The sequence below is a fragment of the Pseudoduganella violacea genome (assembly GCF_014191875.1).
Taxonomy (GTDB): Bacteria; Pseudomonadota; Gammaproteobacteria; order Burkholderiales; family Burkholderiaceae_D; genus Rugamonas; species Rugamonas violacea_A.
In genome coordinates this window covers 72,465-93,184 of record NZ_JACHXD010000017.1, presented here as the reverse complement: position 1 = coordinate 93,184, position 20,720 = coordinate 72,465, and the positions used below count along the sequence as shown (strand labels likewise).

General features: G+C 64.2%; 19 protein-coding genes and 1 pseudogene. 16 read left to right on the top strand and 4 right to left on the bottom strand.

The window, feature by feature from the left end:
• The first annotated feature begins 1 nt into the window (after position 1).
• The 4 genes from FHS03_RS22965 to FHS03_RS22950 are packed head-to-tail and all read left to right on the top strand — an operon-like array spanning position 2 to position 3,155.
• A complete protein-coding gene (locus FHS03_RS22965) occupies positions 2-772 on the top strand; it encodes an SDR family NAD(P)-dependent oxidoreductase (protein ID WP_183443249.1) in 771 nt (256 codons plus the stop codon).
• A 24-nt stretch (positions 773-796) separates the two neighbouring features.
• Positions 797-1,675, top strand: coding sequence for a 2-dehydro-3-deoxygalactonokinase (locus FHS03_RS22960; protein WP_183443248.1), 879 nt, complete (start codon positions 797-799; stop codon positions 1,673-1,675).
• Positions 1,675-2,289, top strand: coding sequence for a 2-dehydro-3-deoxy-6-phosphogalactonate aldolase (locus FHS03_RS22955; protein WP_183443247.1), 615 nt, complete (start codon positions 1,675-1,677; stop codon positions 2,287-2,289). The genes FHS03_RS22960 and FHS03_RS22955 overlap by 1 nt, the downstream gene beginning before the upstream one ends.
• Positions 2,286-3,155, top strand: coding sequence for an SMP-30/gluconolactonase/LRE family protein (locus FHS03_RS22950; protein ID WP_183443246.1), 870 nt, complete (start codon positions 2,286-2,288; stop codon positions 3,153-3,155). Before FHS03_RS22955 ends, FHS03_RS22950 begins: the two co-directional genes overlap by 4 nt.
• A gap of 12 nt (positions 3,156-3,167) precedes the next feature.
• Here FHS03_RS22950 and FHS03_RS22945 read toward each other — a convergent pair whose 3' ends face one another.
• Positions 3,168-3,833 (bottom strand): O-methyltransferase, encoded by a 666-nt coding sequence (locus tag FHS03_RS22945; RefSeq protein WP_183443245.1) that lies wholly within the window; start codon positions 3,831-3,833, stop codon positions 3,168-3,170.
• Positions 3,834-3,869: 36 nt separating this feature from the next.
• On the opposite strand from FHS03_RS22945, the gene FHS03_RS22940 reads away from it, so the two are divergent.
• The 6 genes and pseudogenes from FHS03_RS22940 to ampC all read left to right on the top strand — a co-directional run bounded on the left by FHS03_RS22940 (position 3,870) and on the right by ampC (position 8,395).
• Positions 3,870-4,547, top strand: coding sequence for a TetR/AcrR family transcriptional regulator (locus tag FHS03_RS22940; protein WP_371871760.1), 678 nt, complete (start codon positions 3,870-3,872; stop codon positions 4,545-4,547).
• Positions 4,548-4,633: 86 nt separating this feature from the next.
• Positions 4,634-4,885: a hypothetical protein gene (locus FHS03_RS22935; RefSeq protein ID WP_183443243.1), complete on the top strand. Its 252-nt coding sequence runs from the start codon at positions 4,634-4,636 to the stop codon at positions 4,883-4,885.
• A gap of 135 nt (positions 4,886-5,020) precedes the next feature.
• A complete protein-coding gene (locus tag FHS03_RS22930) occupies positions 5,021-5,404 on the top strand; it encodes a BlaI/MecI/CopY family transcriptional regulator (protein ID WP_183443242.1) in 384 nt (127 codons plus the stop codon).
• Positions 5,401-6,303: pseudogene (locus FHS03_RS28680) on the top strand (M56 family metallopeptidase); the annotation flags it as partial. The gene FHS03_RS22930 and the pseudogene FHS03_RS28680, both read left to right, overlap by 4 nt.
• A gap of 105 nt (positions 6,304-6,408) precedes the next feature.
• On the top strand, positions 6,409-7,197 hold the full coding sequence (gene blaOXA / locus FHS03_RS28675) for a class D beta-lactamase (protein WP_371871763.1): 789 nt from the start codon (positions 6,409-6,411) through the stop codon (positions 7,195-7,197).
• A 67-nt stretch (positions 7,198-7,264) separates the two neighbouring features.
• Positions 7,265-8,395, top strand: a complete 1,131-nt coding sequence (ampC, locus tag FHS03_RS22920) for a class C beta-lactamase (RefSeq protein WP_183443287.1) — start codon at positions 7,265-7,267, stop codon at positions 8,393-8,395.
• Between the two features lie 119 nt (positions 8,396-8,514).
• Here ampC and FHS03_RS22915 read toward each other — a convergent pair whose 3' ends face one another.
• Entirely contained in the window at positions 8,515-8,787 is a 273-nt protein-coding gene (locus FHS03_RS22915) for a LysR substrate-binding domain-containing protein (protein WP_221208234.1), read from the bottom strand.
• A 141-nt stretch (positions 8,788-8,928) separates the two neighbouring features.
• Between FHS03_RS22915 and FHS03_RS22910 the strand changes: the two genes are divergently transcribed.
• Positions 8,929-9,846, top strand: a complete 918-nt coding sequence (locus FHS03_RS22910) for a DMT family transporter (RefSeq protein WP_183443240.1) — start codon at positions 8,929-8,931, stop codon at positions 9,844-9,846.
• Positions 9,847-9,864: 18 nt separating this feature from the next.
• Here FHS03_RS22910 and FHS03_RS22905 read toward each other — a convergent pair whose 3' ends face one another.
• The gene (locus FHS03_RS22905; protein ID WP_183443286.1) at positions 9,865-10,800 is read right to left on the bottom strand and encodes a LysR family transcriptional regulator; all 936 of its coding nucleotides are present in this window, start codon (positions 10,798-10,800) and stop codon (positions 9,865-9,867) included.
• Positions 10,801-10,904: 104 nt separating this feature from the next.
• Between FHS03_RS22905 and FHS03_RS22900 the strand changes: the two genes are divergently transcribed.
• On the top strand, positions 10,905-12,086 hold the full coding sequence (locus FHS03_RS22900) for an FAD-dependent oxidoreductase (RefSeq protein WP_183443239.1): 1,182 nt from the start codon (positions 10,905-10,907) through the stop codon (positions 12,084-12,086).
• A gap of 62 nt (positions 12,087-12,148) precedes the next feature.
• Positions 12,149-14,515, top strand: coding sequence for a DNA polymerase II (locus tag FHS03_RS22895; protein WP_183443238.1), 2,367 nt, complete (start codon positions 12,149-12,151; stop codon positions 14,513-14,515).
• A gap of 81 nt (positions 14,516-14,596) precedes the next feature.
• Here the strand turns inward: FHS03_RS22895 and bcaP are convergent, their stop codons facing one another.
• Positions 14,597-15,991 carry a branched-chain amino acid transporter BcaP gene (gene bcaP / locus FHS03_RS22890; RefSeq protein ID WP_371871759.1) on the bottom strand — a complete coding sequence of 465 codons (1,395 nt, stop codon included), beginning with the start codon at positions 15,989-15,991 and terminating at the stop codon, positions 14,597-14,599.
• A 396-nt stretch (positions 15,992-16,387) separates the two neighbouring features.
• Between bcaP and FHS03_RS22885 the strand changes: the two genes are divergently transcribed.
• The 3 genes from FHS03_RS22885 to FHS03_RS22875 are packed head-to-tail and all read left to right on the top strand — an operon-like array spanning position 16,388 to position 20,697.
• Positions 16,388-17,596, top strand: coding sequence for an MFS transporter (locus tag FHS03_RS22885; protein ID WP_183443237.1), 1,209 nt, complete (start codon positions 16,388-16,390; stop codon positions 17,594-17,596).
• Between the two features lie 42 nt (positions 17,597-17,638).
• Complete coding sequence (locus FHS03_RS22880; RefSeq protein WP_183443236.1) at positions 17,639-19,738, top strand: GNAT family N-acetyltransferase; 2,100 nt, start codon at positions 17,639-17,641, stop codon at positions 19,736-19,738.
• Complete coding sequence (locus tag FHS03_RS22875; protein ID WP_183443235.1) at positions 19,735-20,697, top strand: phytanoyl-CoA dioxygenase family protein; 963 nt, start codon at positions 19,735-19,737, stop codon at positions 20,695-20,697. Before FHS03_RS22880 ends, FHS03_RS22875 begins: the two co-directional genes overlap by 4 nt.
• Positions 20,698-20,720: the final 23 nt, after the last annotated feature.

The window sequence follows — 20,720 nt, the reverse complement described above, 5'->3', positions numbered from 1 at the left end:
CATGGCAACGCGCCTGGCCAGCTATCCCAGCCTGCGGGACAAATGCGTTTTCGTGACCGGCGGCGCCACCGGCATCGGGGCGGAACTGGTGTCGGCCTTTGCGCGCCAGGGCGCGCGGGTCGCTTTCGTGGACGTGGCGCAGGCCGCCGGCGAGGAACTGGTGCGGCGCCTGGCGTGCGAGGGCGGCGCGCCGCCCTTGTTCCTGGGCTGCGACCTGGGCGATTTGGCGGCGCTGGCCGGCGCCATGGACGCGGTGGCGGCGCAGCTGGGCGCTATCGAAGTGCTGGTCAATAACGCCGCCAACGACCAGCGCCACACGCTGGCGCAGTTGCAGCCGGACGACTGGGACCGCCTGCTGGCGCTCAATCTGCGCCCCATGTTCTTCGCCTGCCAGGCCGTGGCGCCGGCCATGCGCCGCCATGGCGCGGGCGTCATCGTCAATCTCAGTTCGATCTGCTGGCATATCAAAAGCGCCGGCTATCCGGCTTACGCCAGCGCCAAGGCGGCGGTGCACGGCCTGACGCGCGGCCTGGCGCGCGAGCTGGGCGCGGACGGCATCCGCATCGTGACGGTGTCGCCGGGCTGGGTGATGACGGAGCGCCAGCTGGCCCTATGGGTCGATGCGGCGGCGGTGGAGGAGATCCGGCGCAGCCAATGCCTGCGCGGCAGGTTGAATCCGGCCGACGTCGCGGCCATGGTGCTGTTCCTGGCCGCCGACGATGGCGCCATGTGCACGGCGCAGGAATACATCGTGGACGCGGGCTGGAGTTGAGATGGACGGCGGCGGAGGCGCATCATGGTAGCGGCCTTGCTCGGCATCGACTGGGGCACGAGCAACCGGCGCGCCTGGCTGGTCGGCGCGGGCGGCGTCTGCCTGCGCCGTTATGCGGACGAGGAGGGCGCACTGGCGGCGCGCGGCCGTTATGCGGCCTCGCTGCAGGCGCTATGCCGCGCCATGCAGGTTGCCGACGGCACGCCCATCGTCATGTCGGGCGCGATCGGCAGCGCCCAGGGCTGGCAGGAGGTGGCTTACCTCGATTGCAGCGTGCCGCTGGAGCGTCTGCCGCAGTCGCTGGTGCCGCTGCGGGACGGACCGGCCGCCTGCTTCCTGGTGCCGGGCTATTGCCAGCTGGCCGGCGGCGAGGCCGATGTGATGCGCGGCGAGGAAACGCAGCTGCTGGGCGCCCTGGCCCTGGGCCATGGCGACGGCTGGTACGTGCTGCCCGGCACGCACAGCAAATGGGTGCTGCTGGGCGACGGCTGCGTGCGGCATCTGGTGTCTTATCTGACGGGCGAACTGTTTGCGTTGCTGCGCCAGGGCGGCACGCTGGCCCCGCTGATGATGGGCGGCCACAGCGGCCAGGGCTTGCTGGCCGGGGCGCTGCGCGCGACCCAAAAGCCCGTACTCACGCAAGCCCTGTTCGCGGCGCGCGCGCGCGCGGTGGCCGGCCTGGCAGACCCGCAGCAGACCTACTCCTATGTCAGCGGTCTGCTGGTGGGGACGGAATTTGCGGCGCGGCCGCAGATGGACAAGCACTGCCTGCAGCTGCTGGGCGCGCCGGAACTGTGCGCCACCTATGCCAGCGTGGGCGCGGCGCTGGGCTTCAATTGCAGCTGGATCGATGCCGCGCAAGCGCATTGCGCCGCGCTGGGACGTTTTCTGGAGCAGATGTGATGGATATCCGCGATTGCTATCCCCCCTTGATCGCCATCTTGCGCGGCTTGCCGGCGGCCCAGGCGCGTGAAGTGGGGGACGTTTTGTTCGATGCCGGCTTCGCCGTGCTGGAAGTGCCGCTCAACCGCCCGCAAGCGCTGGAGTCCATCCGCATCCTGCAATCCATGCGCCCCGCTCATGCGCTGATCGGCGGCGGCACCGTGCTCAATGCGGCCGATGCCGACGCGCTGCACGCGGCGGGCGGCGCACTGATGGTGGCGCCCAATGTCAACCCCGCCGTGCTGGCGCGCTGCCGCGAGCTGGGTCTGCAGGCCATGCCGGGCGTTGCCACGCCGACCGAGGCGTTGGCCGCGCTGGAGGCCGGCGCCGCCGCGCTGAAATGGTTTCCCGCCGAGAGCCTGGGCCAGGCCGGACTGAAGTCGGTGCTGACCGTGCTGCCGCCGGACACCCAGGTCTGGCCGGTGGGCGGCGTCGGATTGGACAATGCGGCGCGGTGGCGCCAGGCCGGCGCCGCCGGCTTGGGCATCGGCGGCCAGCTGTACCAGCCTGGCATGCAGATGGCCGTCCTGCAAGCCCGCGCGCGCGCCTTCATCGCAGCCTGGGAGGGGCAATGAAGCTGGCGGTCGACGCCCGCAATGCGCTAGGCGAATGCATTCTTTGGTGCGGGCGCAGCGGCCGCCTGCTGTGGACCGATATCCTGGGGCGCGAACTGTGGGCCTACGCGCCGGCCAGCGGTTTGCTGCGGCAATGGCCGATGCCGGCGCGCTTAGCTTGCTTTGCCCTGACGGAAGATCCGCAGCGCCTGCTGTTGGGGCTGGAGCACGGCCTGGCCTGGTTCGACTGGGCCAGCGGCGCGGTCGCGCCCATTATGCCGGTGGAGGCGGAACTGGGCACCACCCGCCTGAACGACGGCCGCTGCGACCGCCAGGGCCGCTTCGTGTTCGGCACGCTGAACGAAGCCAGTCCGCGCGAGGCCATCGGCAGCTTTTACCGGCTTGGCCCTGACCTGCAGCTGGAGAAGCTGCCCTTGCCGCCCGTGGCCATCGCCAACAGCATCTGCTTCAGTCCCGGCGGCGACACCATGTACTACTGCGACTCGCTGTGCGGCGTCATTTGTTGCTGCGACTACGGCCGACAGCCGGCCAATCCGCGCGTTTTCACCCGGCTAAATGCGGAGGCGGGCGAACCGGATGGCTCCATCACCGACGCCGCCGGCTATCTGTGGAACGCGGAATGGGGCGCCGCGCGCGTGGTGCGCTATGCGCCGGACGGCAGCGTGGAGCGGACCTTGCCCCTGCCGGTCAGCCAGCCCACCTGTCCCGCCTTCGGCGGGCCGGACCTGGACACGCTCTACGTCAGCAGCGCGGCCACCGGCTTGCTGGCTCCCGAGCCGCAGGCCGGTGGCGTCTTCGCCGGCACGCCGGGCGACGTGCGCGGGTTGCCCGAGCCGCTTTTTGTGCTGGCCCGGACCTGGCGCTAGGCCGCGCCGCCGTCAGCCCAGCCGGATCGACAGTTCGACGTCCTCGGCGAACGGCGTGGACAGATAGCCGCTGGCCGGCGCGCGCACACGCTCCAGGTAGGCGGGACTGTCGTCGGCGTTGTCGGCGACGATGAGCGCGCCCGGACGCAAGCGGCTTTCCACCAGATCCAGGATATCCGGATACAGCGCCTTGGCGCCGTCGAGCAGCAGCAGGTCGATCTTTTCTGGCAGGTCGCGGCCCAGGGTTTGCAGCGCGTCGCCGGCGCGGATTTCCACCAGATCATCCAGCCCGCCCGCCTGCAGATTCTCCCGCGCCCGCGCCACCTTGGATGGCTCGAATTCGCTGGTGATCAGCAAGCCGCCGCCGTTGTCGCGCAGGGCGGCGGCCAGGTGCAGGGTGGAGATGCCGAAGGAGGTGCCGAATTCCACCACCACATGGGCGCGCATGCTGCGCGCCAGCATATACAGCAGGCTGCCGGTGGCGCGCGACACCGGCAGCGCGGCGTCTTTCAGCCGGCCGTACAAATCGGCATAGTCGGTTTTACTCTGCATCATGCGCTGCAACTGCGCCTCGGAGAGTTCCGCCACGGCCGGAATGGCCATCGGATTCACGGTGTCGGCTTCCTCGAACAGGCGGTTCAGCAGCGTGGCCAGGGGAGCGGAGGTCAGGGTCGTCATAAGGGTATTTCCTTTTGTTTTGGGAGAGGTAATAATATGAAGAATCCTTCATGTTTCATATTCGCTTTCCGGAACCCCGCCATGACCGACCACGAAAACGCCCCGATCTCCTCGCGCAGAAAGCCGAAACAGGCCCGTTCCACGGAGCTGGTTGCGGCGATTCTGGAGGCGGCTATTCAGGTTTTGGCGAAAGAGGGTGTGCGGCGCTTCACCACCACGCGGGTGGCGGAACGCGCCGGCGTCAGTATCGGATCGGTGTACCAGTACTTCCCGAACAAGGCTTCCATCCTGTTCCGCCTGCAGAGCGACGAGTGGCGGGAAACCGGCGCCATGCTGTGGGATATTCTCGGCGATGCCGCCACGCCGCCGCTGGAAAGGCTGCGCCGCATGGTGCATGCCTTCATCCAGTCCGAATGCGACGAGGCGGCGGTGCGGCGCGCGCTGGATGATGCCGCGCCGCTGTACCGCGACGCGCCGGAAGCCAAGGCGGCGAAAGCCGAGGGCGAAGAGAATATCGCCCTGTTCATGCGCGAGCTGCTGCCGTCCGTGGACGAGGCGGAGCGCGCCGTCGCCACGGATATGATCGTCACCACGATGAGTGCGGTCGGCAAGCAGTTCTCGGAAACGCCGCGCACGGCGGAGGAAGTCGAAACCTATGCCGAGGCGATGAACGCCATGTTCCGCGCCTATCTCAAAAGTCTGGAGCCGGCGTGAATTATGGTAGAGTGACGGGCTTGAACAAATCGCCGCTAGCCGGCGATTTTTCATTTCCGGCCTACTGCAATATTGTCGATAATCCCATGAGTCACGAAGTCAAAACCATCAAGGAAATCTGTGCCCTGACGCTGCGCGTCTGGCGCGAGGCGGCGGCGCTCTTCATGAGCATCGAAGTCTGGCTGCTGATGCTGGTGGCGGTGTCCCTGGTGGCGGGCCTCTTCCTTGCCTTCATGGGAGAAGCCAGCAGCTTGCTGGCCTTCGGCTTCTCCTTCGCCTACCTGATCGCGCGCCCGGTGCTGCATGCAAAGGGCATCCTCAAGTGGCCCTTCATCTGAGCATTCCAGACCTCCTCTTGTAGAGTGGGATCAGCTTCGCCGGCGCTTTGCCGGCGCGCTGTTGCGTGCGCTTCTTGACAGTATTGTGACAAATGTCGCATACTCGCCATCATCGTCACAATTCAGGAAATTCCCATGGCTGTCCCCTCGACCACTGAACTCTGCGTGCTGAAAGCACTGTGGAAGCGCCACCCGCTCAGCGCGCGCGAGATCCATCTGGAAGTTGAGCGAGAACTTGGCTGGTCCTTCTCCTCGACCCGCAAGACGCTGGAGCGCATGCTGGAAAAGGAGATGGTGGAGCAGGAGGTGCGCCACGGCGTACAGGTCTACGCGGCGCGCCTGGAAAAAGTCGGCACCCTGGCCGCCTTCGCGCGCGACTTCGGCCGGCGCGTGATGGAAATGGATACGCCGCTGCCCGTGAATATGTTCACCGGCAGTAAGCTGGTGGATGCGCAGGAACTGGCGCAGCTGGAACAGATGCTGAACGCGTGGCCGGACGATGAGGAGCCGCAGCAGTGACTTCCTTCGACCTTGTGCTGCTGCGCTTCCTGCTGGCCAGCCTGGGCTGCCTGCTGGCGGGCCTGAGCGTGTGGGGACTGAGCGCGCTGCTGCGCCGCTATCTGCCCGCGCTGGCTGCCCAGCGCTCGATCTGGCTGCTGGGACAACTGACCGTGATCGGCACCTTTGTACTGATCCTGCTGCCGCACAGCGAGCGGGTACGCCTGCTGCTGCCGATCGAAGGCGCGACCGAGACGGTTTCGCATTACCTGGCGCCCGCCGCGCCGGCAGCCGTGCCGTCGCAGCCCGTGGCGCCGCTGACCCAGACGCAGCGCGATGAACGCCCCTGGCTGAATCTGGCCGCCTATGCCTGGCTGGCGGTCTATCTGCTTGGCCTGGTGTATACCTTGGGCCGCCTGCTGCATGGCCAGCGCATGCTGAACCGGCTTGCTGGCAGCGGCCATGGCTTGCCGGATTGCGCCGCGCACGCAGGCTTCGGCAGCGAGCTGGCGCGCGCCAACCGCGCCCAGGTCATCGAGGTGGATGCGCCGATCTCGCCCATGCTGCTGGGTCCCATGCGTCCACGCCTGCTGTTGCCGCGCCATTTGCGTGAATTCGATCCCATGCAGCAGCAGATGATCGTCGAGCACGAGCTGACGCATTTGCGCCGCCGCGACCTGCAGTGGATGACGCTGGGCCTCGTGCTGCAAACCCTGTTGTGGTTCAACCCCTTTATGCGTCTGCTGCGCGCCAGCTTGGGCTGGGCGCAGGAGCTGGGCTGCGACCGCGACGTGCTGCGCGGTCGTCCCGCGGCGCAGCGCAAGGTGTATGCCGCCGCGCTGCTGGCCCAGCTCAAGCTGCAAGCGCGTCCACCGGAAATGGCGCTGGCCTTCGGCAGCATCGACGCGGCCACGCTGGCCTCGCGCCTGGCCTTGATCCGCCAGCCGGGCAGCGTGTTGCGCAGCCGCTGGACGCGTTGGGCTGGCGTGGCCGCGCTGGCGGGGCTGGCAGCGGGCAACTTCGCCCTGCAATCTGCGCTGGCCGGCAATGTCGCGCCGGATCTGGCGGCGCTGAATACCATCCGCTGCATACAGCTGATGGATGCGGCCAGCGGCCGCGTGCTGCAGCGCGAAGGGCAGTGCGAAGCGCGCGTGACGCCTGCTTCCACCTTCAATATCGCCGTCAGCCTGATGGGCTATGACAGCGGTTTCCTGCGCGACGCGCATACGCCCGTGCTGCCGTTCAAGGAAGGTTATCCAGCCTGGATTCCCGAATGGCGCCAGGATCTCGACCCCACCGGCTGGATCAAGTACTCGTCCGTCTGGTATGCGCAGCAGGTGACGCGGCAGCTGGGCGCGGCGCGCTTCCAGCGCTATATCGAAGCCTTCGGCTACGGCAACCGCGACGTCTCCGGCGACGCCGGCGCGGACAATGGCCTGGGCTACGCCTGGATCAACTCCTCTCTCAAAATTTCGGGAGACGAGCAGATTGCCTTCCTGCGCCGCATGGCACGGCGTGAGCTGCCGTTGCAGCCGCAGGCCTATGAAATGAGCGCCCGCCTGCTGAAGCTGGCCTCCTTCTCCAACGGTTGGGAAGTGTATGGCAAGACCGGCACCGGCTACCCGGTCAAGGCCGACGGCAAGGAAGACAAGACGCGCGCCTACGGCTGGTTTGTGGGCTGGGCCGCCAAGGGCAGCCGCACGATCGTATTCGCCTATCTGGTTCAGGACCAGAAGGAGGAGGAAGGAGCAGCCGGCCCGCGCCTGCGCGCCGCCGTGCTGAATCAATTGCCAGCGCAGCTGGAAACGCTTTAAGCACATGTTTTAACGCACTAGAAAGGACCATATCTTGAAACTCCGTTCCTGCAAGACCTTCGCCCTCATGGCCGCCTGCCTGCTGCCCGCCAGCAGCTGGGCCGACGACCAGGCCGCGCAGATCCGCGCCATCGTCGATAGCGCCATCCGCCCCGTGATGGCAGAATTCGACGTTCCCGGCATGGCGGTCGCCGTGACCATCGGCGGCCAGCCGGTCTTCATCAACTACGGCCTGGCTTCGCGCGAGCAGAACACGCCGGTCACGGAGAACACCCTGTTCGAGCTGGGTTCCATCAGCAAGACCTTTACCGGCACACTGGGAGCTTACGCCCAGGCGCAGGGCAAGCTGTCCTTCGACGAGCACCCGGGAAAATACCTGCACGATCTGAAAGGCAGCGCGGTCGACAAGGCCAGCCTGCTGCACCTGGCCACCTATACCGCCGGCGGCCTGCCTTTGCAGTTCCCCGACAAATTCGACAGCAGGAACCAGGAAACGGCCTACTTCAAGCAGTGGAAGCCCGATGCCGCGCCCGGCGTGCAGCGCAACTATTCCAATCCCAGCATCGGCCTGTTCGGCCATGCCGTAGCGGCCGCGCTGAAGAGCGATTACGCCGACGCCATGGAAAAGCAGCTCCTGCCCAAGCTTGGTCTGCGCTCCACCTATATCCATGTGCCGGATGCGGCCAAGGCCAGCTATGCCTGGGGCTACAACAAGGACAACAAGCCGGTGCGCGTGAACCCCGGCGCCTTCGACGCTGAAGCCTACGGCATCAAATCGACGGCGGCCGATATGATCCGCTACCTGCAGGCCAATATCGATCCAAGCCAGCTGGATGCGGCGGCGCGGCGCGCGGTGGATGGCACCCACGTCGGCTATTTCGAAGCTGGCGCCATGGTGCAGGGTCTGGGATGGGAACAGTATCCCTATCCGGTGAGCCTGGAACGTCTGTTGGACGGCAATTCCAGCGCCATGGTGCGCGAAGCCAAGCCGGTCAAGCGCATTGCGTCGCCTGCCGTGGCGCCAGCCATGACCCTGTTCAACAAGACCGGTTCCACCGGCGGCTTTGGTGCATACGCGCTGTTCGTGCCGGGTAAAAAAATCGGCATCGTGATGCTGGCGAATAAGGTGTACCCGAATCCGGCCCGCATCAAGGCCGCGCATGCGATCCTGGAACAGCTCGCGCCGATGGCGAAATAAACTTCTTTGCGCCAGCGGGACTTAAACAGGTTCCCGCTCCGGCGCAAACTCGTTGCGGGCAGTGCGCGCTTGCGCCGTCAGCCATTGATGGAAGCGGCGCTTGTGCGGCTGCACCAGGGCTACGCCGCGCCCCGCCACGGCCGCTTCGATCGCGCCATTGGAATTGACAAACACCGTGCCGCTGGCGGCGTCGGCACCTGTCGCGCCGGCCGCGCGCAGCCATATGGCCCAGTCGGCGCGGTGCTCATCATGCCGTCCAGCAGCAGATTGACCAGACGGTTGGTGCTGTTGATGCGCACGTCCACCTCCGGCTCGCGCACCTCGAAATCGGCAAGGCGCGGCATCAGCCATTGCATGGCAAAGCCGCTGGTGCAGCTCAAGGTCACGATCATGCGATAAGTTAGAAATCCTAAAGCTGGAAAGCATTTATCGTTTGCGCGGTGCGGGGTGTCATGCTGAAATCATGTTAACAGAAAACACAGACCGACAGCGCTGGATGCGGCGCCGTCGGCATTCATGATGAAAGAGCGCCGATGAAACCGAGCGACTATGCCCGCCTGTTCCTGCTTGCCGCCATCTGGGGCGGCAGTTTCCTGTTCATGCGCATTGTCGCACCGGTGCTTGGCGCGCTGCCCACCGCCTTCTTCCGCGTGCTTTTGAGCTCCCTCGGCCTGGTCGTGATTTTGGCGGCCTTGCGCCAAAGCTGGGACTTCAAGAACAAGTTCGGCGCCGCGCTGGCGCTGGGCGTCATCAACTCCGGCGTGCCTTTCCTGATGTACGGCCTGGCCGCCAGCCTGCTGCCGGCCGGGTATTCCGCCATCTTCAACGCCACCACGCCGCTGATGGGTGTCGTGATCGGAGCGCTCTTCTTTGGCGAGGCGATCAGCGTCAGAAAGGGGCTGGGCGTCGCGGCCGGACTGGCCGGCGTGGCCTTGCTGGCGGCGGTGGGGCCGATTGCCTTCAGCGCCGCGATCTTGCTGGGCGCCTTGGCCTGCCTGGTGGCGACAGCCTGCTACGGCATGGCGGGCTTCCTGACCAAGCGCTGGATTACCGAGCGTGGCGGACTCGATCCGAAGCTGGTCGCCTGCGGCAGCCAACTGGGCGCCTGCCTGGTTCTGATGCCTTTCTTCGGCGTCTCGGCCGCCTTCTCGCCGCCAGCCAGCTGGGGCGGCGACATGGTCTGGCTGGCGCTGGCGGCGCTGGGCCTGATCTGTACCGCCTGGGCCTATATCATCTACTTCCGGCTCATCGCCGACATCGGTCCATTGCGCTCGCTGACGGTGACTTTCCTGATTCCGCCATTCGGCGTGCTGTGGGGCGTGCTGTTCCTGGGCGAGCAGATCTCGTGGGCGCATCTGGGCGGCGGCAGTCTGATTGCGCTGGCCCTGTGGCTGGTGCTGGGACAGGGTGCGCAGCCGGCCGCCGTGCCAGGACGGACGCCGGTACGGTGAGCTGCAGCTGCGGCCTGCCTATGCCGGCTGCGGGCCTTGCACCAGCGCGCCGGTCGTCGCCAGGCGCCGCTGCATCAAATCCAGCAAGGCGCGGATTTTTGCGCTGACATAGTGGCGGCTGGTGTAGGCCGCCAGCAGATCCAGCGGCGCGGGACGCAGCTCCAGTGGCACGCGCAGCAAGCGGCCGTCCGCCAGCGCCGCCTGGCAGGCCGTTTCGGCCAAAATCGCAAAGCCCAGTCCTTGCAGCGCCGCGTTGCCCGCCATTTCTCCGCTGTTGACGCGGTAACGGCTTTTGACGGCGAGCTTGCGCAGGCCCCCCTGGCCATCCTCAAACTGCCACGGCTGTCCTTTCAGGGCGCTGAGTGTGGTGATGCAGGGCAGCTCCTTGAGCTGCTGCGTGGTAGTCGGAAGGCCGTATTGCGCTACCAGCTGCGGCGCGGCTACGACCGCACTGGGCAGGCGGGCCAAGGACCGTAGGATCAAGCTGCTGTCGTCGAGCTGCCCACGGCTGACGACAATGGCCAGGTCGATATCTCCGCGCAGCGCATCCACGCCGCTCAAGCTGGTATCGCAACTGATGTCGATATGCGGATGCAGGCTGGCAAATTCCGCCACCACGGCACCCAGCAGGCGCGGTCCCATCTCGCTGGGCAGGCAAAGCTTGAGCGGGCCGCGCAACTCGCTTTGCTGCTGGCTCAATTCGGCGGCGGTCAGTTCCAGCGTATCGAGCATGGGACTGGCGCGCTGGTGCAGCAGCCTGCCCGCTTCGGTCATGCGCAGCTGGCGCGTGCTGCGTTCCAGCAGGCGCGCGCCGAGACTGGCCTCCAGTTGCGCCACATGGCGGCTGACGTTCGATGCAGGTAGATCCAGCTTGCGCGCCGCGCCGGCAAAACTGCCCTGATCGACCACGGTCACAAAGACCCGCACCGTATTCAAATCGAGCTTCGCGCGCATCATCATCCCATTTTTGGTAATAAAGAATGCCAGTTTTGCATATTAATGCCATTTAAGGTCGTAATTTATGATCCGGGCCTGCACATTTTTTCAAGGAGAGGCAAATGGATATTGCAATTCTGGGCGCTGGCGTAGCCGGCGCGAGCGCTGCGCTGATGCTGTCGCGGCAAGGCCACCGGGTCCGCGTGTATGAGCGCAGGCCTGGCCCGGCGACCATGGGGGCCGGTGTGGTGCTGTGGCCGAACGCCAGCTTTGTATTGGCGGAATTGGGACTGCTGCCAAGGGTGGCGGCGCTGGGCGGCCGCTTGAACCGCATGTATCGCAGCGACCAGGCAGGCATGTCCCTGGGTCACGTCGATATCGAACCACTGGCGCAGTTGATGGGCTATCCGGCCTACGCAATTCTGCGCCATGATTTGCAGGCGCTGTTGCTGGAACAATTGGCCGCGCGCGGGATCGAGGTGGCTTATGGCTGCGATGCCGTGCGGATCGAGGACGGCGCCAATGGCCGGGCTACGGTGCACTTTGCCAATGGCCAGAGCACTTGCCCCGATCTGGTGATCGGCGCCGATGGCCGTAAAAATTCGGTGGCCCGGCTGTATGTGGCTGGCGAGAATGCGCCCGTGTACCAGGGCTTTGTGAACTGGATTGGCGTGGCCGAAGCCAGCTCGCCCCTGGTCGATGAAATCGCCGTTTTCGACTATTGGGGGCAGGGCGAACGCTTTGGCTGCGTGACCGTGAACCGGAACAAGGTGTATTGGGCCGGGGCGCAGGTGCAGGCCGTGGCGGAGGAGGATGGTCCTATTGCGCGCGAGTTTGTCGAGCAGTGTTTTCAGGCTTGGCCATCGCAGGTGGGCAGGATTATCCGCAGCACGCCGGCAAATGGCATCCGCAAAATCCATGTGTACGACCATGATCCGCTGCCGGTCTGGCACCGCGGCACGGTGCTGCTGATCGGCGACGCCGCCCACGCTCCCTTGCCGACCTCGGGCCAGGGCGCCTGCCAGGCGCTGGAAGATGCCTGGCACCTGGCGGCATACCTGCCGGCCACGCAAGACGATCTGGCATCGGCGTTGGCAGTGTTCACCCAGGCGCGCAGCGCCAAGACCGCTGCGATTACCAACCAGGGCCGCGTCTTTGCGCGCGCCCTGTTCGACACCGATGCCGAGGCTTGCCGTCTCCGCAACGAAAGGGCGGGCAAAGAGCTGGGCGACGCGGGGGCGTTGGCCGCCGCCTGGGGCGCGGGTTTGCCGCTGGCGGCGTTGGGTGGGCAGGCTAGCGGCTAGCGCAACACGCGCAGTGGCAAGGAGCTATAAAATAGCGGCCGACACAGACTCAGAGGCCGCACTTGGTTCAAGCACAGCAAGGTTTTCTTTTGACCCGCCATTGGCGCGATACGTCCGCCGGCACGCAGGTCGAGTTCTGGCTAGCTACAGACCAGGGGCCGCGCCACGTCCGTTTGCCGCCGCAAACGTCGGTGGCCTTCATCCCTGCCGAGCAGCAGGAGGCGGCGCAAGCCTTGTTGCGCGGCGAGCGCGGATGCGAGCTGCGGCCGCTGGCGCTGAGCGACTTCCAGCACCGGCCGGTGCTGGGCCTTTACTGCGCCAAGTACCGCCATCTGCTGAAGCTGGAAAAGCGCTTGCGCCAGGCCGGCATCGACGTTTACGAGGCCGATATCCGGCCGCCGGAGCGCTATCTGATGGAGCGCTTCATTACGGCCCCGGTCAGCTTCGAAGGCGAGGCCGGCGACGATGGCGCCATCGCGCTGCAGGCGCCGCTCAAGCCATCGCCGGATTACCGTCCCACCTTGCGCCTGGTGTCGCTCGATATCGAGACTTCGCCCCATGGCAGCCTGTATTCGATCGCGCTGGAAGGCTGCGGCCAGCGCCAGGTGTATATGCTGGGCCAGCGCGCCGAGAATGCGGAGGAGGTGGATTTCGATCTCGAATACTGCAGCAGCCACGCGCAGATGCTGGAGCGCCTGAACGCCTGGATGGCGCGCCACGATCCAGACGCCATCATCGGCTGGAATCTGGTGCAGTTCGATTTGCGCGTGCTGCTGCGTCACGCCGAGCAGGTGAAGGTGCCGCTGCTGCTGGGCCGCGACGGCGGCGAATTGGAATGGCGCGAGCACGCGCGCCACGAGCATTTCTTCGCGGCGGCGGCGGGCCGCCTGATCATCGACGGCATCGAGGCGCTGCGCTCGGCCACCTGGAATTTCCCGTCCTTCAGCCTGGAATCGGTGGCGCAAACCCTGCTGGGCGAGGGCAAGTCCATCGACAATCCCTACCAGCGCATGGCCGAGATCGAGCGCCGCTTCCACCACGATAAGCCGGCCCTGGCTCGCTACAACCTGAAGGACTGCGAGCTGGTGACGCGCATCTTCGCCAAGACCGAGTTGCTGTCCTTCCTGCTGGAGCGCGCCAGCATGACCGGGCTGGCGGCCGACCGCATGGGCGGTTCGGTGGCCGCATTCGAGCATCTGTACATGCCGATGATGCACCGCCTGGGCCATGTGGCGCCGAATCTGGGCGATGTGGTGGGCGAAAACAGTCCAGGTGGTTTCGTCATGGACTCGCGTTCCGGCCTGTACGACTCGGTGCTGGTGCTCGACTATAAAAGCCTGTACCCCTCCATCATCCGTACCTTCCTGATTGACCCGGTGGGGTTGGTGGAAGGCCTGCGCGATACCGATCCCGCCGCGACGGTGCCGGGTTTTCGCGGCGCCCGTTTCTCGCGCGAGAAGCATTGCTTGCCCGCTATCGTGCGCCAGATCTGGCAGGGGCGCGACGCCGCCAAGCGCGAAAAGAACGCGCCCTTGTCGCAGGCGCTGAAAATCATCATGAACGCATTTTACGGCGTGCTGGGATCGAGCGGTTGCCGCTTCTTCGATCCGCGCCTGGCCTCGTCGATCACCATGCGCGGCCACGAAATCATGCACCGCACGCGCGAGCTGATCGAGGCGCAGGGCTACCAGGTGATTTACGGCGATACCGACTCCACTTTCGTCTGGCTTAAATCGGCGCATGAAGAAGCCGAGGCGGAAAAAATCGGCCACCAGCTGGTGCGCCATGTGAACGGCTGGTGGGACCAGCACCTGCGTGAGGAGTTCGGCCTGGAGAATGCGCTGGAGCTGGAGTACGAGGCGCATTACCGGCGCTTCCTCATGCCCACCATCCGCGGTTCGGAAGAGGGCAGCAAGAAGCGCTACGCGGGCCTGATCGCGCGCGCCGACGGCAGCGACGACATCGTCTACAAGGGACTGGAAACGGTGCGCACCGACTGGACGCCGCTGGCCCAGCAATTCCAGCGCGATCTGTACGAGCGCATCTTCAAGGGCGAACCATACCGTGACTATGTGCGCGATTACGTGGAACGCACCGTGTCCGGCGAATTCGACGAGATGCTGGTCTACCGCAAGCGCCTGCGCCGGCCGCTGGAAGAGTATCAGCGCAATGTGCCGCCCCATGTGCGCGCCGCCCGCATCGCCGACGAGTTCAATCAGCGCCAGGGCCGGCCGCTGCAATACCAGAACGGCGGCTGGATACGTTATGTGATCACCACCGCCGGGCCGGAGCCGCTGGAAACCCGGCGCTCGCCCATCGACTACGAACATTATCTGAGTCGCCAGTTGCAGCCGGTGGCCGATGCCATCCTGCCTTTCCTGCGCGACGATTTCAGTGCGCTGGTCAGCCGCCAGCGCACCTTGTTTTAAAACTGCCGTCAAAACCGCGGAGCTAAAAAAAGCCCACGCCGGTGGCGTGGGCTTGTGCGGGCGGGGTAAGCCGCTCGGGAATCAGGACTTATTCAGCAGCGAGCGATGGCGCGCGTAGCCGAAGTAGACCACCAGGCCGATCGCCAGCCAGATGCCAAAGGCGATCCAGGTGGTCAAGCTCAGGTAGGCCATCAGCACGAAGCAGAAGGCCACGGCCAGCAGCGGAATCACCGGTACGGCCGGGCAGCGGAAGCCGCGCTTCAGGTCGGGACGCTTCTTGCGCAGCACGATCACGGCGATCGACACCAGGCTGAAAGCGGCCAGGGTGCCGATATTGATCAGCTCACTGAGCACGTTCAGCGGCACCACGGCGGCGATCAGGCCGAAGATGATGCCGACCACCCAGGTGGCGAAGTAAGGGGTGCTGTGCGTCGGATGGATGGAGGACAGCTTGCGCGGCAGCAGGCCGTCGCGCGACATGGCGAAAATGATGCGGGTCTGGCCATACGCCATCACCAGGATCACAGTGGTCATGCCCAGGATCGCGCCCAGGTCGACGAAGCCGGCCACCCAGTTTTCGCCCGCGTACTTCAGGGCCAGCGAGACCGGATGGTCGACGCCGAGGAATTTCTGGTAAGGCACGATGCCGGTCATGATGGCCGACACGATCACGTACAGCACGGTGCAGGCGCCCAGCGAGCCGATGATGCCGATCGGCAGATCGCGTTCCGGGCGCTTCACTTCTTCCGCCGCCGAGGTCACGGCGTCGAAGCCGATGAAGGCGAAGAAGACCACGGCCGCGGCGCTCAGCACGCCGGTATAGCCGAAGGGCATGAAGGGCTGCCAGTTGACCGGCTGCACATGGCGCGCGCCGACCACGATGAACAGCAGCACCACGCCGACCTTGATCGCCACCATGACGTTGTTCATGCGCGCCGATTCGCGGATGCCCCAGGACAGCATGGCCGTCAGCACCATCATGATGAGGAAGGCGGGCAGGTTGAACAGGGTGTGCACGCCGGGCACCGAGCCTGGCGCGGCGGTCAGCTCGGGCGGCAGGTGCAGGCCGAAGCCGGCGATCAGGGATTGGAAGTAGCCCGACCAGCCGACCGAAACGGCCGAGGTGGCGAGGCCGTATTCGAGCATCAGGTCCCAGCCGATCATCCAGGCCACCAGTTCGCCCATGGTGGCATAGCTATAGGTGTAAATCGAACCGGCCACCGGCACGCTGGAAGCGAATTCCGCGTAGCACAGGGCGGCAAAGCCGCAGGCGAGGGCGGCGACGACGAAGGAAATGGTCAGGGCGGGGCCGGCCGTCAGGGCGCCGGTGCCGGTCAGGACGAAAATCCCCGTACCGACAATGGCGCCGATGCCCATCAAAATCAGGTCCATGGGACCGAGCACTTTTTTCAAACCGCCAGGGTGGCGGCTTGCCGCGACCATATCGTCTAGGTTCTTCGTTCTGAAAATACTCACTGGTTTCTCTCCGTTCTATTCAGGCGTGAAGTTTGATTTTTATTGTTCCTCGGCAATAACGCAGGGCCGGGCAGCCGGAAGGCTGCCGAATACTAGCATACGGGATGGGGGATGCAGACCACTTCTGTACGGCGGCAGGTGCTTTTGCAGAGGCAATATTGCTAATTTTCCACACCTGTCTATTTCTTAAAAACATGACATTTACAGAACACGGTTTATCCCTTAGGAAACACCTTTTCGTTTCTGTCAGAGCACGGAAATATCTTGTAACAATCTTGTTTATTTTCTACTGAAAAACAATACCAATTCGAGTCCACTTAAGCTAGTATTGAGGCCAGTTTAAGACCAGAAGGCAACAGACCTGCGCCGTTCAATAAAATCCTTGAGGTGGACGAGATGTTTGAAAAAAGAAGGCCGCTGCTGTATTTCTCCCTGTTTTTCATCCTGTACGAGCTGACGATCTATCTGTCCAACGACATGATCATGCCGGCCATGCTGCAGGTGGTGAAGGACTACCAGGGCGCGCCGCGCCATATCGCGCTCTCGCTGAGCCTGTACATCCTGGGCGGCGCCAGCCTGCAGATCTTCCTCGGCCCGATCGCCGACCGCGTCGGCAAGCGCAAGGTCATGCTGGCCGGGAATGCCTTGTTTGCCCTGGCCACGCTGGCCATTCCATTCACGCAGACCATCGGCGAATTCCTGGCCGCGCGCTTCTTCCAGGGCATGGGCACCTGCTTCATCTTCATCGGCTACGCCATGATCCACGAGCTGTTCGAGGACAAGGAAGCGGTCAAGCTGACGGCCATCCTGTCCAATACCGGCATCTTCGCGCCCCTGATCGGGCCCGTGGTGGGTAGCGGCATCATCAGTGTCCTGCACTGGAAATACATCTTCCTGATCTCGCTGGCGCTGGCCGTCGTCACCTGGCTGGGCCTCTACCGCACCATGCCGCAAGGGCAGATCGAGGCCCCGCGTTTCGACTTTGCCGCCGTGCGGCGCAGCTATCTGAATATTTTCCGCAACCGCCAGTTCATGTTCGGCATCTTCATCGCCGGCATCGCCATCACGCCGCTGACGGCCTGGATCGGCCTGTCGCCGGCCATTGTGCTGGGCCATATGCATGAATCCTACGGCACCTATATCGCCTACCAGTGCGTGATCTTCTCCGGCTTCATTCTGAGCACGGTGATGATCCAGCGGCTGGACAAGAACTTCTCGATGAACCGCCTGATCCGCCAGGGCGGGGCGCTGGCGCTGTTCGGTTTTCTCGGCGCGGGGCTGGCGCGCGAAAACGGTCTGCTGTTCATCGCCTGCATGTTCGTGTTCTCGGCCGGCTTTGGCCTGTTCAACGGCGCCCTGGTGCGCATCTCGCTGACGGCCACCGGCGAGTCCATGAGCCTGACCTCGTCGGCCATGAGCCTGTTGTACTGCATCTATATCTCGGCCGGGTTGGAGGTCTACAACCTGGTGTGCGAGAAGTTCAATTATTCGCTCTCGTCCTATGCGCTGTTCAATGTGCCGCTGGGATTGGTCATCTATATCGGTTTGCTGTTGTTTGTAAGGAGGCATGAGGCCCGGCAGCCTGCGCCGGCTTATGCCAGTTGATGTGCAGTAGGCAGTGGAAGAATTGAGTGAGGCGAGAAGCGAATGACAAATTTCGATCTTGAGTATGAAATTCTGATCAAAAACCTGAAGTCGGAGTTCTTGAGCTGCAAGCGCTGGGAGCTGTATTGCGCGACCAATAATATCGATATGGCGAGCGACGTCGCCTGGCTGAGGACGCAACAGGATAACTACCGCGAGCATCTGCAGGATCTGCGGCGCTTCGTGCGCTCCAATTTCCGCCTGTTCGATGCGCGCAGCATTTCCTCGCTGGCCGGCATTCCGACCCAGCTGATGGACGATGACGAGCGGCTGATGCACCGCATCTGGATGGGCGGCCCGCTGCCCTCGATCGCCGTCAGCGCCATCGAGCAGTGGCAGGGCGCCATCGACGAGGTGGAGGCGGCCAACGCCTTCCGCTACCAGGTGGTGCTGTGGGTGTGGGATGCCGGGCAGCTGCGCGCCGATCCCTTGTTCGCGGCCGAGCCGGAAGAGGCGCCCTATGCGCTGGGCAGCTACGCCATCGGCGAGCGGCGCTACCCGGTGCGCAGCCTGCGCGCCCTGGCCGCCAGCCACAGTGCCGAGCATCTGGCCTACCTCGAAGAGCTGCACGAAAAGCGCTATTACGTGAATCTGGCCGACTTCTTCCGCCTGCTGATCCTGCGCGAATACGGCGGTGTGTACCTGGACGTGGACACCATCCCGTACAAATCGGCCACCATCTTCCTGACCAAGCCCGAAGTACCGGACTACCTGGACTTCCGCATCGAAGCGGCATCGGGCGAAATCCGCCAGTACGCCGTCAGCTGGCTGAACCTGTTCAAGGATGAAAACGGCATGCTGGTGGCGAAGAAGGGCAATGCCTCGGTGCGCAAGATGGTGCGCGAGATGACGGCCAATTTCAGCATCATCAGCGGCAATATCCCCGACAAGGCCTCGGTGCGTTCCAAGGACTACGCTTCGGCCCTGCACGACGCCACATATGGCGTATGGCAGAAGGAGATCGGCCACGCCTTCCTCAGCTACGGCGAGATGGAGGCGCACCATTCGGTGCTGTACGACGAGCGCCAGGAAAGCACCATCTGTGGCTTGCTCGGCATGCGCCTGGTGCTCGATGCGATCACCTGCGCCCCCATGCCGCTCAGCGCCGAAGAGCAGGCCGGCTACGACAGCTGCATGCATGCCCTGCGGCAGCGCGACTGGATACTGGACGATATCCTGGAGCTGGAGCAGCTCGGCCAGGTGACGTATATCGAGGAAGTGCCGCGCATGGCTTACGCGCCGCAGTTGCGCGCCCAGCCCGAAACCTGCCATTACTATTCCTTCCTCTCGCACGACCGCAAGCTGGACAAGGTCAACACCCTGTTTTCCGCCTACTTGATGGCGAAAAATGGCGCGGCGATACGGCGCGGCGACTTCTGGCGCGCCACGCGCGGCCAGTCGCGCCTGGGCGAGGAGGCGGTGCCCACCACCCAGCTAGCCGGCCTGCTGGCATGCGGCGAATCCTCGGCGCGCATCGCCACGCCCCTGCTCAAAACCAGCAACGGCGCCAACTTCGTGCCGGGCAGCGTGGTGGCGGAAAAGCACAAGAACCGCATGGCGGCCCTGCTGTTTTCCACCAGCTACCTGGAATACTGCTCCTTCAACAATAAACTGAACCTGCCCCTGGTCGAGTTGCAAAGGCGGCAGAATATCGACCAGTACATCGAGCATGTCCACGGCATGTTCGACTATGAGCAGAACTTCACCGGCTTTTTCACCGGCGGCACCATCGCCGAATTCAACCAGGTGAAGGCCGTGTCCTACTACCGCGATGAAATGAAGCCGATGGACGAGGCCTACGATGAATTTATCAGCCGTAATTCCGACGAATCGGACTATTTCGTCGCCAGCCTGGCGCTGGAAAGCGAATACCGCGGCAAGGGCCTGTTTAACACCATGTTCGCCGAGATCGAGCGCTTGGCGCGCGAGAAGGGCAGCCAGCGCATCATCCTCACGGTATGGGAGCAGAGCGAGGCGCTGCGCATCTATCTGAAGAAGGGCTTCAAGGTGTGCGGCCGCTTTGAGTATGCCTACAACCTGTTCTTCGACCGTCTGAATTTCCTTGAATACGATGTCCGCAAAGACCCCCGGAGGAGCGTATGAAAAGCATCGAAGCAATCAATAAAAACAGTATCGGCGAGCGTAATCTGTCCACCATCGGCGAGCAAAGCTTCCGCCTCAATGACCGTGCCAACGGCGAGCCGCTGCGCGTGCTGAGCGAAGCCGATTGGCGCTTCTGGCGCGAGAACGGCTATATCGTCATCAAGCAGGCCATCGATGGCGCCCATGCCGACCGCCTGCAAAAGCTGATGTGGGAGTTCGAGGAGATGGACCCGGCCGACCCGTCGACCTGGTACCCGCCGCTCAAATCCCAGCTGCGCAAGACGGAGCTGAGCTTTAACGCCGGCATGATCGAACTGTATAATCACCAGTATCTATGGGATGCGCGCCAGACCCCGCGCGTGCACCAGGCCTTTGCCGATGTGTGGGGAACCGAGAAGCTGTGGGTTTCCATCGACCGCATGAATTTCAATCTGCCGCCCGAACCGGGTTTTGTCTTCAAGAGCTTCATGCACTGGGACTACGATCCCGATACCGACCCGCAGAACGTGCAGGGCGTGCTGGCCGTGAACGACCAGCTGGACGAGGAGGTGGGCGGCTTTGTCTGTGTGCCCGAGCTGTACCGCAATTACGCCGAATGGCGGCGCGAGCAGCCGGACAACTGGGACTGGTATCGTCCCGACGTCAGCGAATTCCAGTTCGTGAACGTGTATCTGGCCAAGGGCGACCTGCTGATCTTCAACAGCAAGCTATGCCACGGCATCCGCCAGAACAAGTCCAAGGACAAGGTGCGGCTGGCACAATACATCTCCATGATGCCTGCGCGGGAAGAGAACCAGGCCTTGCGCGACTGGCGCATCCGCTCCTGGAGCGAGCGCCTGGCGCCGGAAGGCTATAGCCTGCACGGCGACCCGCGCAACTGGGAACAAACCAAGTACCGGCGCGCGGTCCTGACCGCGCTGGGCGAAAAACTGCTGGGACTCAGTCCCTGGCAAGAGTAAGACCAAATTCAGCAAACATAGTG